Annotated in this window: 21 protein-coding genes; 9 read left to right on the forward strand and 12 right to left on the reverse strand. The window is 67.4% G+C overall.

Features of this window, described 5'->3' with window-relative positions; all coding sequences use genetic code 11:
- The coding region (locus tag AC3WJI_RS07490; RefSeq protein ID WP_492756635.1) for an NIPSNAP family protein at positions 1 to 422 on the forward strand (422 nt) is incomplete at its 5' end.
- 68 nt (positions 423 to 490) lie between these two features.
- Here AC3WJI_RS07490 and AC3WJI_RS07495 read toward each other — a convergent pair.
- A complete protein-coding gene (locus AC3WJI_RS07495; protein ID WP_492756636.1) occupies positions 491 to 733 on the reverse strand; it encodes a DUF6582 domain-containing protein in 243 nt (80 codons plus the stop codon).
- A 111-nt stretch (positions 734 to 844) separates the two neighbouring features.
- Here AC3WJI_RS07495 and AC3WJI_RS07500 point away from each other — a divergent pair, with 111 nt between their 5' ends.
- Positions 845 to 1,132, forward strand: coding sequence for a DUF3253 domain-containing protein (locus AC3WJI_RS07500; RefSeq protein ID WP_492756637.1), 288 nt, complete (start codon positions 845 to 847; stop codon positions 1,130 to 1,132).
- A 177-nt stretch (positions 1,133 to 1,309) separates the two neighbouring features.
- On the opposite strand, the gene AC3WJI_RS07505 is transcribed toward AC3WJI_RS07500, so the two are convergent.
- From AC3WJI_RS07505 to AC3WJI_RS07515, 3 genes are all read right to left on the reverse strand, one after another.
- Positions 1,310 to 1,516, reverse strand: a complete 207-nt coding sequence (locus tag AC3WJI_RS07505; protein ID WP_492756638.1) for a DUF1289 domain-containing protein — start codon at positions 1,514 to 1,516, stop codon at positions 1,310 to 1,312.
- Positions 1,513 to 2,955, reverse strand: coding sequence for a DEAD/DEAH box helicase (locus tag AC3WJI_RS07510; RefSeq protein ID WP_492756639.1), 1,443 nt, complete (start codon positions 2,953 to 2,955; stop codon positions 1,513 to 1,515). The genes AC3WJI_RS07505 and AC3WJI_RS07510 overlap by 4 nt, the downstream gene beginning before the upstream one ends.
- Positions 2,956 to 3,047: 92 nt before the next feature.
- Positions 3,048 to 3,503 (reverse strand): hypothetical protein, encoded by a 456-nt coding sequence (locus AC3WJI_RS07515; protein WP_492756640.1) that lies wholly within the window; start codon positions 3,501 to 3,503, stop codon positions 3,048 to 3,050.
- A gap of 73 nt (positions 3,504 to 3,576) precedes the next feature.
- On the opposite strand from AC3WJI_RS07515, the gene AC3WJI_RS07520 reads away from it, so the two are divergent.
- The 3 genes from AC3WJI_RS07520 (at position 3,577) to AC3WJI_RS07530 (ending at position 7,122) form a co-directional block, all read left to right on the forward strand.
- The gene (locus AC3WJI_RS07520) at positions 3,577 to 5,025 is read left to right on the forward strand and encodes an FAD-binding oxidoreductase (RefSeq protein WP_492756641.1); all 1,449 of its coding nucleotides are present in this window, start codon (positions 3,577 to 3,579) and stop codon (positions 5,023 to 5,025) included.
- A 44-nt stretch (positions 5,026 to 5,069) separates the two neighbouring features.
- On the forward strand, positions 5,070 to 5,852 hold the full coding sequence (locus AC3WJI_RS07525) for a SapC family protein (protein ID WP_492756642.1): 783 nt from the start codon (positions 5,070 to 5,072) through the stop codon (positions 5,850 to 5,852).
- Between the two features lie 133 nt (positions 5,853 to 5,985).
- Positions 5,986 to 7,122, forward strand: a complete 1,137-nt coding sequence (locus AC3WJI_RS07530; RefSeq protein WP_492756643.1) for a DUF3089 domain-containing protein — start codon at positions 5,986 to 5,988, stop codon at positions 7,120 to 7,122.
- A gap of 5 nt (positions 7,123 to 7,127) precedes the next feature.
- On the opposite strand, the gene AC3WJI_RS07535 is transcribed toward AC3WJI_RS07530, so the two are convergent.
- The 6 genes from AC3WJI_RS07535 to AC3WJI_RS07560 all read right to left on the reverse strand — a co-directional run bounded on the left by AC3WJI_RS07535 (position 7,128) and on the right by AC3WJI_RS07560 (position 10,591).
- Complete coding sequence (locus AC3WJI_RS07535; RefSeq protein WP_492756644.1) at positions 7,128 to 7,310, reverse strand: hypothetical protein; 183 nt, start codon at positions 7,308 to 7,310, stop codon at positions 7,128 to 7,130.
- 47 nt (positions 7,311 to 7,357) lie between these two features.
- Complete coding sequence (locus tag AC3WJI_RS07540) at positions 7,358 to 7,993, reverse strand: TMEM175 family protein (protein ID WP_492756645.1); 636 nt, start codon at positions 7,991 to 7,993, stop codon at positions 7,358 to 7,360.
- Positions 7,994 to 8,038: 45 nt separating this feature from the next.
- Positions 8,039 to 8,647: a hypothetical protein gene (locus tag AC3WJI_RS07545; RefSeq protein ID WP_492756646.1), complete on the reverse strand. Its 609-nt coding sequence runs from the start codon at positions 8,645 to 8,647 to the stop codon at positions 8,039 to 8,041.
- Between the two features lie 83 nt (positions 8,648 to 8,730).
- Complete coding sequence (locus tag AC3WJI_RS07550; RefSeq protein ID WP_492756647.1) at positions 8,731 to 8,934, reverse strand: hypothetical protein; 204 nt, start codon at positions 8,932 to 8,934, stop codon at positions 8,731 to 8,733.
- Between the two features lie 62 nt (positions 8,935 to 8,996).
- Positions 8,997 to 10,181 carry a glycosyltransferase gene (locus AC3WJI_RS07555; protein WP_492756648.1) on the reverse strand — a complete coding sequence of 395 codons (1,185 nt, stop codon included), beginning with the start codon at positions 10,179 to 10,181 and terminating at the stop codon, positions 8,997 to 8,999.
- 56 nt (positions 10,182 to 10,237) lie between these two features.
- The gene (locus tag AC3WJI_RS07560) at positions 10,238 to 10,591 is read right to left on the reverse strand and encodes a glycine zipper 2TM domain-containing protein (RefSeq protein ID WP_492756649.1); all 354 of its coding nucleotides are present in this window, start codon (positions 10,589 to 10,591) and stop codon (positions 10,238 to 10,240) included.
- Positions 10,592 to 10,707: 116 nt separating this feature from the next.
- On the opposite strand from AC3WJI_RS07560, the gene AC3WJI_RS07565 reads away from it, so the two are divergent.
- The 3 genes from AC3WJI_RS07565 (at position 10,708) to AC3WJI_RS07575 (ending at position 13,521) form a co-directional block, all read left to right on the forward strand.
- Positions 10,708 to 11,136: a cupin domain-containing protein gene (locus tag AC3WJI_RS07565; RefSeq protein ID WP_492756650.1), complete on the forward strand. Its 429-nt coding sequence runs from the start codon at positions 10,708 to 10,710 to the stop codon at positions 11,134 to 11,136.
- Between the two features lie 789 nt (positions 11,137 to 11,925).
- Positions 11,926 to 12,327, forward strand: a complete 402-nt coding sequence (locus AC3WJI_RS07570; protein ID WP_492756651.1) for a low affinity iron permease family protein — start codon at positions 11,926 to 11,928, stop codon at positions 12,325 to 12,327.
- Between the two features lie 330 nt (positions 12,328 to 12,657).
- Positions 12,658 to 13,521, forward strand: a complete 864-nt coding sequence (locus AC3WJI_RS07575; RefSeq protein WP_492756652.1) for a phytanoyl-CoA dioxygenase family protein — start codon at positions 12,658 to 12,660, stop codon at positions 13,519 to 13,521.
- On the opposite strand, the gene AC3WJI_RS07580 is transcribed toward AC3WJI_RS07575, so the two are convergent.
- Positions 13,522 to 14,262 (reverse strand): S8 family serine peptidase, encoded by a 741-nt coding sequence (locus AC3WJI_RS07580; RefSeq protein WP_492756653.1) that lies wholly within the window; start codon positions 14,260 to 14,262, stop codon positions 13,522 to 13,524.
- Positions 14,263 to 14,508: 246 nt separating this feature from the next.
- Here AC3WJI_RS07580 and AC3WJI_RS07585 point away from each other — a divergent pair, with 246 nt between their 5' ends.
- Entirely contained in the window at positions 14,509 to 15,393 is an 885-nt protein-coding gene (locus tag AC3WJI_RS07585) for a LysR family transcriptional regulator (RefSeq protein ID WP_492756654.1), read from the forward strand.
- Between the two features lie 18 nt (positions 15,394 to 15,411).
- Here AC3WJI_RS07585 and AC3WJI_RS07590 read toward each other — a convergent pair whose 3' ends face one another.
- The gene (locus AC3WJI_RS07590) at positions 15,412 to 15,576 is read right to left on the reverse strand and encodes a hypothetical protein (RefSeq protein ID WP_492756655.1); all 165 of its coding nucleotides are present in this window, start codon (positions 15,574 to 15,576) and stop codon (positions 15,412 to 15,414) included.
- Positions 15,577 to 15,598: the final 22 nt, after the last annotated feature.

A 15,598-nucleotide genomic window follows, 5' to 3' on the forward strand; every position in this document is an offset into this window, starting at 1 on the left:
GGGCGGGGCAGGCGGGGCCGGCCTCTGGCCGGCAGGCCGAGCTGGATCCGCGCAAGGCGATCTACGAACTGCGGATCTATTATCCCGCGCCGGGCAAGCTCGCCGCACTCAATACGCGCTTTCGCGAGCACACGCTGGCACTGTTCGCCAAGCACGGCATGCACAATGTCGCTTATTGGAACGAGCAGCCGACCGAGCAGGCGCCCGAGGGACGCGTAGTCTATGTGCTCGCTTATCCCAGCCGCGCGGCGCGGGATGCCGACTGGAAGGCGTTCGGCGAGGATCCCGAATGGCGCGCGGTAGTCGCCGCCTCCGAGGCTGGCGGCAAGCTGGTGACCAAGGTCGACAGCATATTCATGACCATGACCGACTATTCCCCGGCGCTCGCACTTCGGGGCATGCCGGGCGGGTCGCGCCGCTAGACGCGTTGCCGCGCGGCCGCGCGCCTGCTCGCCGAGTGACCAATCTCAGGCGGTGGCTCGCCGCGGACTCAGTCTTTCCCGATCTCGCGCCAGCTGGATTCGTTCACTTCGACGTCGAACTTCTTCGCGGCCGCCTTGATCCGCTTCCACGCGGCGTCGCGCTCCTTGTCGCTGACATGCTTCACCTGGTTGAAGCACGCGATCGCGTTGCGGACATGGCTGGCATTTTCGAGCGGTTCCTTGCGCTCCTTGGGGAAGGCGAAGTCGCCCTTTTCGAGGTCGTCGCGGTCTTCTGCGCTGAGCTTGCTCATCATCGGCTCCGGGCGTGCGAGGAGGTCCTAAGAACGCCGCCGCGCCGCAGCCGTTGCACGGCGCGACGCCGCTTGCGGAAACGCGCTTGAGGATCGGGGCGTTGAGCCTTTGTGACGATCAACCCAAAAAAGGCGGCTGACGATGCGCGCGGCCTGGCGCTGGCACTGCTCGCCGCCCGCGCGCCGGGCGCGACGGTGTGCCCGAGCGAAGTGGCGCGTGCGCTCGCCTCGATCCCAGGTCCGAGCACCAACGCAATGGACTGGCGCGACGCGATGCCGCCGGTCCACGCCGCGGTCGACGAACTTGTCCGCGAGGGCCGGGTGCAGCTGAGCTGGAAGGGACAGCCACTCGAGGCGCGCGCGGGGCCGTACCGGATCGGCCGCGTTCCTGAAAGTTGATGCCGGGCATATATTCCTTCTCCCCTTGTGGGCGCATCAGGTCGGTCATGCCGGGGGCATGGCCGAGCCAATCATTGCTTTTCCGAAAAGGGGAGAAGGAGAGCCGGCAGTCGCCTTATTGCGTGCAAAAGCCTTTGCCCTGAAGGGGAGGGGCTCGATAGTCGATCGTTCGTCGCCCTAAGGACCCCCGCCACCCCGCGCCTGCCGCGCCGGCAATTCCGCCATCACGCGCGCGCGATCCGCGGGGCCGGTGGTGCCCCAGCGGACGATCTCGTCGATCGTCCGGCCGCAGCCGGCGCACCAGCCGGTCATGCCGTCGATCCGGCAGATGCCGGTGCAGGGCGACTGGATCGGTTGCGATCCAGTGCCCGCGGAATCGCTCACGCGCCGAGCGTATAATTCAGGAAGTCGGGGACCGGGCCGTTCCAGCCATCGTCAGGCCCATCCTGCGACGCCGCTTGGGCATGCCGCCGCGGCTCGTCGCGCGGGCGTTCATCACGCGGGCGCTCGTCGCGGCTTCGGCCACGGGCGCCGCGTTCCCCACGCTCGCGGCGCGGCTCCGCCTCACGCGCAGGCCGGGGCTCGCGCTCGGGTGCCGCTTCGGCGGGCTGCGCCTTGGCGCGCGGCTCGGCCTCGGCCTTGCGACCGCCACGCCGGCGGGGCGCAGCCTCGCGCTTCTCCGCCGCGTCTTCACGCGCAGCCTCGCCCTTGGCCGGCTTCAGGCGCTCGATCTTCAGGCCGGTGAGCTTCTCGATCTCGGCGATGTTCTCGGCGTCCTCGGCGGTGACCAGGGTATAGGCGACCCCGGTCGCGCCCGCGCGGCCGGTACGGCCGATGCGGTGGACATAGTCGTCGGGATGCCAGGGCGCGTCGAAATTATAGACGTGGCTGACGCCCTTGATGTCGAGCCCGCGCGCCGCGACGTCGGACGCGACGAGGATGTTGACGTCGCCCTTCTTGAACCGGTCGAGCTCGGCGAGGCGGTTCGCCTGGTCCATGTCGCCATGGATCTCGGTCGAGCGGAAGCCGCTCTTCTGCAGGCTCTTGTTGAGCTCGCGCACCGTGGTCTTGCGGTTGCAGAAGATGATCGCGGTGTTGACGTCCTCGGCGCGGAGCAGGTCGCGCAGCACGCTGCGCTTGTCCGAGGCGGCGACCGGCACCACCCATTGCTTGATGTTGACGTTCGCGGTCGCCGGGCGGGCGACCTCGACGCGCTTAGGATCGGTCAGGAACTTGTCGGCGAGCTTCTTGATCACCGGCGGCATCGTCGCCGAGAAGAGCAAAGTCTGACGGTTCTTGGGCAGCTTGGTGCAGATTTCCTCGATATCGGGGATGAACCCCATGTCGAGCATCCGGTCGGCCTCGTCGATCACCAGCAGATTGCAGCCGGTCAGCAGGATCTTGCCGCGGCCGAACAGGTCCATCAGCCGCCCCGGCGTCGCGATCAGCACGTCGACGCCCTTTTCCAGCGCCTTGACCTGGTCGCCCATCTGCACGCCGCCAATCAGCAGCGCCATCGAGAGCTTGTGGTTGGTGCCGTATTTCTCGAAATTCTCGGCGACCTGCGCGGCGAGTTCGCGCGTCGGCTCGAGGATCAGGCTGCGCGGCATCAGCGCGCGGGTGCGCCCCTCGCCGAGGATGTCGATCATCGGCAGCACGAAAGCGGCGGTCTTGCCGGTGCCCGTCTGCGCGATGCCGATCAGGTCCTTGCCCATGAGCACTGGCGGGATCGACTGGCGCTGGATCGGCGTCGGCTCGCTATAGCCCGCGTCGGTGACTGCGCGCAGGAGGTCGTCGGAAAGGCCGAGATCGGCAAAGCTCATGTATTTTTCCGGAAAATCGGCATGATCATCCACGCCGCCAAAGCCTTCACGCGCTTGCGGATTTGGCCGCGAATGTCAAGCTGCGGAGAAGTTCAGCGCGCCGGGACCAGCGCGGCGAACGACTGGACGGCGCACAGCCGGCCCGATCGCGAACGGATCGAATCGCGCTTGGCGCACATCTTCCGGTCCTTGTTCGCCTTGACGTAGAAGCCGTTGTAGAAGCCGAGTGCCGGGCAATCGTTGCCGAGCTTGGCGCGGAGCAAGCTGCCGTTCTTGAGCGCCAGGTCGACGCTGTCGAAGCGATTGACCGAGAAGCCGGCCAGATCCTCGACCTTGACGCAATCGTCGGCTTTCTTCTCGACAAGGGTAACCGCGCGGGCGGTGCGCACTACGATCGTCGTGCGGCTGACGGTGAGCCGGGGGACGTGGATGGTGATTCGCTGCTGGAACTGCATCGCGTCCATATCCCAGTCGAGCGGCTCCGGCGGCGAGGCCGGGGCAGCGAACAGCAACAACAGACCGGAGGCGGCAATCAGCGGATTCAACATGTCTGTCGGGGCTTCTACCGCACAGTTTTGAACAGTGGATGAACTAATGCGCGGCTGCTAATCCGGCGCGGCCATGACACCAGCCCAAAGCCAGCTTGTCGAGACCGTCCTGCAACGCTTCGGCGCAAAGGCCGCGACCATTGATGCCGAGGCGATCGCGCCCTGGGTCAGCGATTGGCGCGGGCGCTATCACGGCGCGGCGCCGGCATTGCTGTCCCCCGGCTCGACCGAGGAAGTCGCCGCGATCGTCGCGCTGGCGGCGGAGGCGGGCGTGCCCTTGGTCCCCCAGGGCGGCAATACGGGGATGGTCGGCGGCGCGACACCACCGGCAGACGGCTCGGCGCTGCTGCTGTCGCTGCGCCGGATGAACCGGATCCGCACACTCTCCGCGGCGAGCAACCTCGCCGTGGCCGAAGCCGGGGTGATCCTTGCAGACCTGCGCAGCGCGGCGGAGGCGGTCGGCCGCCGCTTCCCGCTCGATCTCGGCGCGCGCGGCAGCGCGACGATCGGCGGATTGGTCTCGACCAATGCCGGCGGCACCCAGGTGCTCCGCTTTGGGACGATGCGCAGCCTCGTCGCCGGGGTGGAGGCGGTGCTCCCCGACGGATCGATCCACAATGGCGTGGCGGCGCTCAAGAAGGACAATCGCGGCTACGACCTCAATCAGTTGCTGATCGGTGCCGAGGGCACGCTCGGCATCGTCACCGCGGCGACCCTGCGGCTGGTCGCCGGCGTGGTGGCACGCGCGGTGGCCTGGGTGGGCGTGGACAGCCCAGCCCAGGCGCTCGAACTGCTGCGCGCGCTCGAGGCGGGCACCCATGCGGTGGAAAGCTTCGAGATTCTGCCGGATACGACGCTGGCGGGGGTGCTCCGGCACGTACCGGGCACGCGCCGCCCGCTCGCCACATCGCATCCCTGGCACGTGCTGATCGAGGCGGTGGCGACCGATCCTGGCGTCGAAACGCCCGCGACATTGCTCGAGCGGCTGCTCGCCCCCGCGCTCGAGCGCGGCCTGGCCGGCAACGCGGTGATCGCCGCGAGCGAGGCGCAGGCCGAGGATTTCTGGCGCATCCGCCATTCGATCTCCGAGGCCGAGCGCGCCGGCGGCCCCGCGCTCCAGCACGACATCTCGGTGCCGGTCGAGGACATGCCGCGCTTCATGGTCGAGGGCGGGGCCGAGGCCGAGGCGCGCTTTCCGGGCACCGAGGCGGTGGCCTATGGCCATCTCGGCGACGGCAACGTCCATTTTCACGTCCGCGCGCCCGCCGGGGTCGATGCGGCGCGCTGGTATGCCGAAGACGGGCCGGCAATCTCGCGCCATGTCCACGACATGGTCGTCGCGGCGGGCGGATCGATCTCCGCCGAACACGGCATCGGCCAGATGAAGCGCGACGAACTTGCACGGCTCAGCGCGCCATCGCGGATGACCGTGCTGCGCGCGGTCAAGTCGGCGCTCGACCCCCGGAATATTCTCAATCCGGGGAAACTAGTCGCGCTTGCGCCCGAGCCTTCGAGACCATAGACCTTCGCCCGAATTTCAGCCCAATCTTTTCAGGAGAGTTTCGGATGGCCAGTGCGCCACAACAGTCGCTGCCGTTGTTCTACAACCAGCTCGAGCCGCTTTCGAGCCAGCAGCACGCCGATTTCCGCATCCGCATCCGCGACAAGGCGCCCTTCCTCGCGAAGCAGCATGCGGTGCCGGTGACGGTCGAGGAATTCCCGCTGGTCCAGCGTTACCTGCCGATCGTGTTCTCGGTGGGTGACGATCCCGTGCCGCTGGCGCTGATGGGCCTCAACGAGGGCGTGAATACCTTCTTCGACGACGAAGGCACGCTGCTCGAACCGAATTTCTACGTGCCGGCCTATATCCGCCGCTATCCCTATCTGCTCGCCCGCCTGCGTCCCGACGCCGACGAGCTGTCGCTCTGCTTCGATCCGTCGTCGGATACGATCGGCGCGTTCGAGGACGGCGAGAAGCTGTTCGAGAATGGCGAACCGACCGAGACCACCAAGAACATCCTTCAGTTCAACGAGCAGTTCGAGCAGGCCGGCGCGCGCACCGCGATGTTCATGAAGGACCTCAAGGAGCTCGACATCCTGATCGACGGCGAAGTCACGATCCAGCAGGAGGGCAATGAGCAGCCCTTCATCTATCGCGGCTTCATGATGATCGACGAGAACAAGCTCAACGAGCTGCGCGGCGACCAGCTTCGCAAGATCGTCCAGAACGGCATGCTGCCGCTCATCTACGCGCATCTCTTCTCGCTCGCGCTGATGCGCGACATCTTCGGCCGCCAGGTCCGCCTCGGCAAGATGCCGCAGCCGCAGCTGGTCAACCCGACCCTCTGAGAGCCAATCGCGACGGCCGCCGGCGGCGAGGCATCCGCTTCGCCCCGGCGGCCGTTCGCGTTTCCGGCAGCTTCCGGCTGGACGAGGCCGCGCGCGGCGCACAGAATGGCGGTGATCACGGGGGAGGTTGTCGATGCTGTCGCTGTTCGCCTTGTCGCTCGCCATTTCCGCGCAGGCGCCGGATCCCGATTATCGCGAGCCTGCCAACTGGCTCTGCCGGCCGGGGCACAACCAGGCCTGCGAGCAGGATCTCGATGCCACGGTGATCGCCGCGGACGGCACGCGCACGATCGAACATTTCGCCGCGGCCAAGGCGCCCAGTTTCGACTGCTTCTACGTCTATCCGACGATTTCGACCGATCCCGGCGGCAACAGCGATCTCGTCCCTGGAGCGGAAGAGCGGCGCGTGGTGCAGTTCCAGGCGGCGCGCTTCGCCGCGAAGTGCCGGCTGTTCGCGCCGATGTACCGCCAGGTAACGCTGACCGCCTTGCGCGCGATGATCGGCGGCGCGACCCCGACGATCGACCGCGATCTCGCCTATCGCGACGTCAAGGCGGCATGGGACGATTATATAGCGCACGACAACCAAGGCCGCGGCGTCGTCCTGATCGGCCACAGCCAGGGATCGCTGATCCTGACCCAGCTGCTCAAGCGCGAGATCGAGGGAAGGCCTGTTGCCGATCGGATGATCTCGGCGATGCTGATCGGCAGCAGCGTGCCAGTGCCCGAGGGCAAGGACGTCGGCGGACTCTTCATCCATACGCCCTTGTGCCGGAGCGCCGCGCAGAGCGGGTGCATCGTCACCTATGCGAGCTTCCGCGCCGATTCGCCGCCCCCGCCCGACACGCGCTTCGGCAAGGGCGACCGGCCCGGGGTCGAGGCCGGCTGCACCAATCCCGCGGCTTTGGGCGGCGGCAAGGCGGTGGCGCGGGCCTATCTCACGGCGAACGGCACGATGATCGGCGGCGGGCAGCCAACCCCGCCCTGGACCAGCGACGACAGACCCGTGACCACGACCTTCGTCAGCGTGCCAGGATTGCTCTCCACCGAATGCGTTCGCCGCGACGGCTTCAATTATCTCGCCGTGACGGTGAACGCCGATCCGGCGGACCCGCGCACCGACCGGATCTCCGGCGACGTCGTCGCGGGGACGCACATCCTCAAGGCCTGGGGGCTGCACCTGATCGACATGAACCTCGCGCAGGGCGATCTCGTCGCGCTCGCGGACAGCCAGGCCAAGGCCTGGGCGGCGGCGCACCGCCACCGCTGATCCGGTCAGCCGGTCGGATTGCCGCTCGGTTCCGCCTTGCCCGCATCTGCGCCGGGGTCGAAGTCCTTCGCCCAATGCGCGGCGTCGTTCTCGCTGTCGAGCGTGTCCTTCGGGCGGGTGGCATCGCCGGGCTTCTGATGCTCGGTGGAGATGTTGTCCGGGCTGGCACCGGGAATGCTGTCGGGCATGAGTTGCGTCCTTTCCGCCCGACAACGGACAGCGCGGGGCATGGGTTTCAGCGAGGCCGGCGGAATCGCTGCAGGATCAGGCGCCATAGGATGATCGTCAGCAGCGCGGGCTGGCCGAGCGCCGGCACGAACAGGCTGACGACGAGGCTGGTGGAAGCGCCGAGGAACGTCGCATAACCGCGCACCCGCAGCATCGCACGCTGATCGGCGGGGATGTGCTCGCCCACCACCGGCGGCGAGGTGACGATCCGCTGCAGCCAGATATTGGCGAGCGCGGCGAGCGCCAACCACCCGCAGTAAAAGGCCACCGGTACGCGATGCCCGTAATATTCGGACGACAGCGCCGTGAAGAACGGGGTCGCCGCCATCGTGCAGAGCACCAGCAAATTGGGGAGCACGATGCGTGGGCTCCAGTGGCGCGCGCCGTCGAAGATACGGTGATGGCCGGCCCAGAACGAGCCGATCACGAAGAACGAGACGAAAAAGCCGACGAAATTGGGGATCAGCTGTGCCAGCGCGATGAGGAACTCACGATCGCCGGCGGTCTTGTGGATCTCCGGGACGCGGATCTCGATGATCAGCAGCGTGATCGCGATCGCGAAGACGGCGTCGGAGAAGAAAGCCAGGCGTTCGAGCGCGTGCTCCGGTCCGTGAAGTTCCGGCTCGCGGCTGGTGCGGCGCATGATTCCCCCGTTCGAAATGGTGCCCTGAGCGTCGCTAGCAGCGGATCATTCCGGCGTCTTCGGGGAAGTCGGCTTTTTCGGCGTTGGCCGCCGTGCCGCGCGCGGCTTGGCGGTGCTGCTCTCAGCGGCCTTGCGGGTCCGTCGCACGGGCGCCTTGGCTGCGGTTTCAGCGGGCGCCGCGGCGGCGGCGGCAGGCTTGCGGGTCCGGCGCGCGGGCGGCTTGGCCGAGGTCTCGGTCGGCGCCGGAGCGGCGGCCGCAGCCGCAGCCGCGGGCTTGCGCGCGCGGCGCGTCACCGGCTTGGTGCTCGCCTCGGCGCTAAGTTTGGCCGCGGCGGGCGCCTTGCGGGCGCGCTTGGCGACCGGCTTGGCGATCGCCGTCGTCACGTCGGTCGCGGCCTGGGCGACGGTCTCAGCCGCATTCTTGGCAGCGTCGGCGACATCGGCCGCGCCCTTGCGCACCTTGGGTTCGTTCTTGAGCCTGGCGGCGATCGCCACGAGCCCGGCCGCGAGGATTTCCGCCACCACGGGGTGCTTGGCGAGATCGGCTAGCTTACCGCGCACCGCCTTGGGCAGCTTCACGCCGGAGACGCTCTTGGGCAGAAAGCTGCCCTTGGCGGCTGCGCCCTTGTCGTCCTTCTTCTTCTTGCCGGCCATCTTCATCCTCCGCGTATCGTAACACCAGTGTCACGGAACAACGCCCGTCGAGTCAACGCAGGATCGCAAAAGCGCGCAAGCGCTCAATGGCGAGTGTCGACGTCCTCGGGCTCGAAGACGATGTCGAGATCGCACGCGCCATTGGCAGCAGTGCCGCTGACATTGCCACCGGCATCTTCGGAGGTGGTCTCGCTGAGCTGATCGGCAATGTCGCTGCCGTCACGCTCGGCGGTATCCGCGTCGCGGCCGATGATCGCAGTGTCGGGGTTGCCGTCGTGGTTCGCCATGTCGTCTCTCCGAGTCCGCCCCGCATCCCCAACGGCGCGCCGCGCGACTCGTTCCGCCCGCGCTACGAGGGCTTGCTGCCATGCTCGGCGACAAGCCGCGCCAGGAAAACGTGCAGGCGCTCGCTATTGGCGGCCCAGGTGAACGGGGCGGCCGAGGCGCGTACCGACGCCGGATCGGGCGGCGAGGCGATCAGTTCGGCAAGTGCCGCGGCGAACGCCTCCGGCGTGCGCGCGACGATCCGCCCGCTCGCGTCGCCGCGGACGACCTGCCGCGCCCCGCCGACATCGGGGATCACGACGGGCGTACCGCTCGCCAGCGCCTCGAGCCAGGCATTGGCGAGTCCTTCCCGCTCCGACGCCAATGCCATCGCATCGGCCGCGGTCAGCAGGTTCGGCAACTCCGCATGCGCGACCGAGCCGAGCAGGCGCACGCGGTCGCCAAGCCCCAGGCGCGCGATCTGGGCTTCGAGCTGCGGACGATGCGGGCCCTCGCCGGCAATCCAAAGCCGGACTCCCGGCATCGCGGCAACGGCGTCGATGACGATCTGATGGCCCTTGAGCGGAATCAACGCCCCGACCGACAGGATCAAGGGACCGTCGACTCCCAGGGCTGCCTTGGCCTCGGCGCGGTCCTCTGAGGCAAAGCGCGCAAAGTCCACGCCGGTGACGATGCATTCGGTGCGCGCGCCCGGCATGCCGAGCGCGGTCATGTCGTCGCGCATCGCCTCGGAGACCGAGAGAAGGCCGTCTGCGGCATGCGCGGCGGCGCGGATCTGCGCGGCGGTGGCCGGATTGCGCCCCCAAAAATGCACGTCGGAGCCGCGCGCCTTGATCGACACCGGCACGCCGAAGCGCCGGCCGAGCGCGATCGCCGCGACGCCGTCGGGAAAGAAGAATTCGGCGTTGATCACGTCGAAGGGGAAGTCGCGGCGGATCTGCGCGAGCAGCGGCATAAGCGCGCGCGCGAGTGCGCCGGCATGGAAACGCCCGCCGGTGGCGGGCCAGGTGCGGAAACGCGGACGATCGACCGACAGGCCCTTCCAGGTCTCGCACCGGGGCAGCGACGCGATGCCGCGATGGCGCGCCAGGCGGTCGAGCGGGAAGGGCGGGAGGCCGATCGGCGCGACGACGCGCACGTCGACCTCGGGGCGCTCGGCCAATGCGAGCGTCTGGCGCTCGACGAAGATGCCGAAATTGGGACGCGTCGCGTCCGGGAACAGAGTCGAGAGGACGAGCACGCGGAGCATAACCGGTGCTTATAGCGCCAAGGTTAATGCTCCGCGTGCAGTCTCAGGCCGTAGCCTTAGCGGCAGCGACGGCCGTTGTTGCTGCTGCTCCGGTCGATCTCGCGGCCGGCGAGCGCACCGGCGGCCGCGCCGAGCAGGGTGCCGGCGGCGCGATCGCCGCGGGTGTCGATCGAGCGGCCGACCAGCGCGCCGGCGACGCCGCCGACGACCAGACCAGTGGTGCCGTTCGACTTGCGGCAATAACGGCGACCGTCACGACCGCGCCATTCGCGATAGGCATAGCGGCGGCGCTGGAGGTCACTGCTATATTCGTACGACGCCGCCTTGGCTTCGGCCTTGGGGGCGGGAAGGGCAACGGCAGCGGGGATGGCCACTGCAACCGCGCTGAGCGCGACGATGAACTTACGCATGATTCACTCCCATATCGATTGTACTTACAGAAACCGGTAGCGAAACGTCCCTTGGCGCCGCGTGGTTTCATGAACCTAAAACTACGTTCCGCTCATCTGACGTTGGAGTTGGTAAAATGAACGCTCCCGGAACGATTATCGAGGCACTGGGCCTCGCGCCGCACCCGGAAGGCGGCTGGTATCGCGAGACGTGGCGCGCGCCCGGCGAGGGCGGCGGCCGGTCGGCGGGCACGGCGATCCACTTCCTGCTCGAAGCGGGGCAGCGCTCGCACTGGCACCGCGTCGATGCCGACGAATTGTGGCTGTGGCACGCAGGGTCGCCGCTCGCGCTCCTCGTCGAACAGGCGGATGGCGCGATCGAGACGATCGCGCTTGGCGGCGACGTGACCCAGGGCTATGCGCCCCAATGCCTGGTGCCGGCGAATCGCTGGCAATCGACCGAGGCACGCTCCGGCTGGGCGCTGGTGAGTTGCGTGGTCGTCCCCGGCTTCGACTTTGCCGGCTTCGAGCTTGCCGCGCCCGGATGGACCCCGGGATCGCCCTAGCCGAAACTGTCCCCATTATTCACGTTATCCACAGCCTTGGACGACGATTTCGCGCTTTGCGCGACTCGGGATCGGTGACAGCATCAGCCTTGTAAGAAAGACGGTTCGGCAGCGGGAAACCAAAGCAGGATCAAACACTTACACGGCTCGATCGAGCAAGTTGCCCTCGGGAAACCTGCTGGAACGAGACGGGGATGCGAACGCATCGGCAATCGGCGGATCAAAGCGACGCGCAAGCGTCGCGGCGATGTGCAGGATGCCGGAGCCGGGCGGAACGGCTGCCGAAATCGGCGCGCAAGCGCGGACGGAAGCGAACGGACTGCCTGATGGACGAGCCCGAAGCGATAGGCCCGCGCAAGCGGCAGATCGCGAAAGGATCGGCCCGAAGAGAGAAGCCCAAGGCAAAGGCCGCCGCGCACGCGACGAGCCGACGCCGATGGATCGCTCGGGAAATCGTGTCCAGCAAGGCTTCCTGCCTCCGCCCTCGGACGAAGGCATGAAGCGGGCCATCGAAGGCCGGAACAAAAGACTGTTTCTTCGGAAACGCGTGGATGGACCCGCCCCGGTGACCGACGCGAAGCTCGCATGCCCTTGCCGGCGCGAGTGGAGCATGCCGCCGAAACCAGGCCGCACGGTCTTTCGGGACCCAGCAGCCGAAGTCCGGTGACATGGGGACTGGCAGCAATGCCGGTCCCCTTTTGCGTTTGGGCGTCTCCCGGCCCTCGCCGCCGATCGCGGGTGACCGCAGCCTTATCTCCGGTTAACCTGCCTCAAAGCGGGAGGATCGGGATGGGCGGGTTGTTCGAAAGGTTCGCGCAGGCGGTCGCGGCATGGGCCGGACGGCCGGTGGCATTCGCGGTCGCGTTCCTCATCATCGTCGGCTGGAGTATCAGCGGGCCGCTCTTCGCCTGGTCCGATACTTGGCAGTTGGTGATCAACACCGGCACCACGATCGTCACCTTCCTGATGGTGTTCCTGATCCAGAACGCGCAGAATCGCGACGCCGCGGCGATCCAGGCCAAGCTCGACGAACTGATCCGCGCGCTCGACACCGGTCGCAACGAGTTCATCGGGATCGAGCATCTCGGCGAGAAGGAACTGATCGCGATCCGCGACAAGCTCGAGCGCGAATGCGGACGCGAGGCACCCGCGCGGCACGAGGGGATCGGGCGCCTGCTCGAGCGGCGCTAAGCGGTACCGGCAGTCGACGAATACGGTGTTCGCCACTCCGCAAGATGTCGGACTATGCGCAGGACGTCCGAGATTAAGTGATGAGCTGCCTTCTAGCCCTCTCCCCCTTTCGCGGGAGAGGGCTAGAAGAAAGGCGGCGGCAATCAGGGCGTTTCCTGCCAGTCCGCTTTTATGAACCCGAGGATGTAACGTTGGAAACCTTGTCGCATTGAATGCCGACATCCCTGACGCGGCGCCATAACCGCAGGGCATCCCGCACGCCGCGCACGCGTCTTGCCGCGGCGGACGACCTCGGGGCAGGGTCGCGGCGTCCGGACATGGAGGAAATGCGTGGGTTTCGAGCAAGCTGGCTCGCCTGTCGACGAAGCCGGCGATTATGTCGCCGAGTTCCGGCGCGACGGTTATGCGATCCTGCGCGGCGTCTTCGCGGCCGAGGAAATCGCTGAGATCGGCGCGGCGATCGACCAGATCCATGCCGAGGGCGTCGCGCACGGGCGCAGCTTCCGCCACGGCAATCTCTTCTACAATGTCGCGCCGGGGCCGGCGGGCGATCCGCTGGTGCGGATGGTGCAATGGCCGTCCTACCACCAGCCGGTGCTGAACCGCGTCCGGCTCGACCCGCGCTTTGCGGCGCTCCTGCGCCCGCTGATCGGCGGCGACGTCAAGCAGATCATCAACCAGGTCCATTGGAAGGCGCCGGGTGGGCTCGGCGACTTCGCCTGGCACCAGGATTCACGCTTTCGCAAACCCGATGCCTGCTATCGCAATCTCGGCACTTCCTATGTCCAGACCGGGCTCGCAATCGATCCGCACACGCCCGAATCCGGCTGCATGCGCTTTCTGCCCCGCACGCATCAGGCGGGCGACATCGACTTGGACACGTCCACCGAAGTGCTCGGCAATGCGATGGCCGACGACGCGCTGGCGGCGGTCGGGCTGTCGGCCGAAAACGCTGTCGATCTCGTGCTGCAGCCCGGCGACCTGGCCTTGTGGAACCCCTATCTCGTCCACGGATCGGGCAACAACCGGTCGAACCACCAGCGGCGGCTCTATATCAACGGCTATGTCCGCGCCGAGGATTGCGACCGCGGCGAATGGGCGTTCCGCGGCGGCACACCGGTGCCGCTCGGCCCCGAGCCGGCTTTGGTCCATTACGAAGACCTGCACGCGCGCGGCGAACCGCATTACGTCTGATCAGCGCGCCGCCGTCGTCCGGCTGACGAGGAAGTGCGCGGTCTCGAGCGGTGCTGCGAACGAGGTGCCGGTCCCGGTGACCGCGCGACCGTCGATCGCGGCAGTGGGCACCTTCACGCCGAGCTGCCAGGCATAATTATAGCCCTCGGGCGTCGCGTCGGGACGATTGGTCCCGCTCCACGGCTTCCCGTCGGAATCGATCGCGCCGACCAGCACGGCGTTGGGATAGGCGGCGCGCGCCGGACCGAGATTGCCGGGATGATCATAGCCGTTATTGCCCGCGGCGAGAACGACGCGGATGCCCTTGGCGGCGGCCTCGGCGATCGCGGCGGTGATCGACGGATCCTGGTCGAGCGCGAGCGAGATGTTGATCGCATCGACGCCGAGATCGGTGGCGCGGCGGATCGCACGCGCGACCGGCGCCGCAGAAGGCTGGCACGGCGGATTGGCGCCCGCGGGGCAGCCGGCGGGATCGTCGATACGCAGCGAGATGATGTCGACCTGGCCGTGCGCCGCGCGGGCGAGGATCGTCGCGACCATCGTGCCGTGATCGTAGCGCGGCTCGAACGCGGTTCGGCCGGGATCCGATGCCATGTCGTATTCGGCGGAGACCAGGGATGCGAGCTCGGCGGTCTTGGCGACGCCGCTGTCGATGATCGCCACGCGCGGGCGCTCGATCGAGACAGCGATCGGCGGCACGGTGACCGGTGCGACAGGCGCCATCGGCGCGGCGCTATTCATCAATGCGGCAAACGACAGCAACAGCGTTTTCACGAAACCCCGACCCCCCGGCCAAAGTGATTCACTTCGTCCTTGCTATCCTACCGAGATTTAAGGCGGGATTGCGGTGATGTGCGGGGGCTATGCTTAATAGTTTGTGGAGGAAATCAGCGCGACGGCGCGGTAGGGCTCAGTTTGCGTCCGCAGCACCGGCGGCGGGCATGACCAAAGCTTCCACTTTCCGCAAATGGCGATAGTCTCCGGCCCATGAACCTGCGGCATATCGAGATCTTCCACGCCGTCTATGTGAACGGCTCGGTCAGCGGCGCGGCGCGGGCGCTCAACGTGTCGCAGCCGTCGGTGTCGAAGATGCTGCGTCACGCCGAATCCCTGCTCGGCTTCCAGCTCTTCCAGCGGACCAATGGCCGGCTGGTGCCGACCGAGGATGCGCATACTCTGTTCACCGAAGTCTCCGAGATCCAGGACCGCGTCTACGCACTGCGCGAGGCGGGCAAGAACCTCCGCCGCGGATCAGGGGGCATGCTGCGCGTGTCGGCGTTGCCGAGCCTCGCGCTCCAGGCGCTGCCGACCGCGGTGGCGCAGTTCCTCAAGACGCGCGAGAACGTCAAGTTCGACCTCCAGACCGTCCATCATGACGATCTGCTGCGCAAATTGTTCGAGCGCGAGACCGACATCGCGATCGCCTATGAAGTGCCGCCCGCCGCGCCCGTCGACCACAAGCCGCTCGGCGAGGGCGAATTGGTGGTGCTCTATCGCGAGCAGGACATGCCCGATGCGCCGCCGCGCTGCGACATGAATTGCCTGAAGGGGCATCGCTTCATCAGCCTCGCGACCAGCGGGCCGATGGGACAGTTGTTCACCCAGGAGGTGCAGCGCCAGGGCATCGTGCTCGACGACGTGATCCTCGCGCGCACCTTTTACATCGCCGCGGCTTTGGTCCAGCAGGGGGTGGGAATGACCGTGGTCGACAGCTTCACGGCGCAGGCCTCGCTCGTGCCGGGCATGTCGATGCGCCCGCTCAAGCCGCCGATCACCTTCGGCGTCCACGCAATGTATCTGCACAATCGGCCGCTCACCGCCCTCGCCACCGATTTTCTCAAGACGCTGCGCAGCGTGATCGACGTGGCTTAGGAGCGTCCGCGCGTCGGCCTAGAGTGAATTGTCGCCCTTATCCCCTGCATTCGCGGCGCGCTCTTCCAGTAAGCGCGCCAGATCCTCCTCGCCCTGCTTCGCCATTTCGAGCAGCGCCTCGGTGGTGCGGGGATCGTTGATATAGGTTGCCAGGCGTCGGCAGCGTTCGATGCGCTCACGCATGTGACGGGGGAGGTCGGGGTTC

It is taken from the genome of Sphingomonas sp. FW306-1B-B10E, assembly GCF_058782005.1.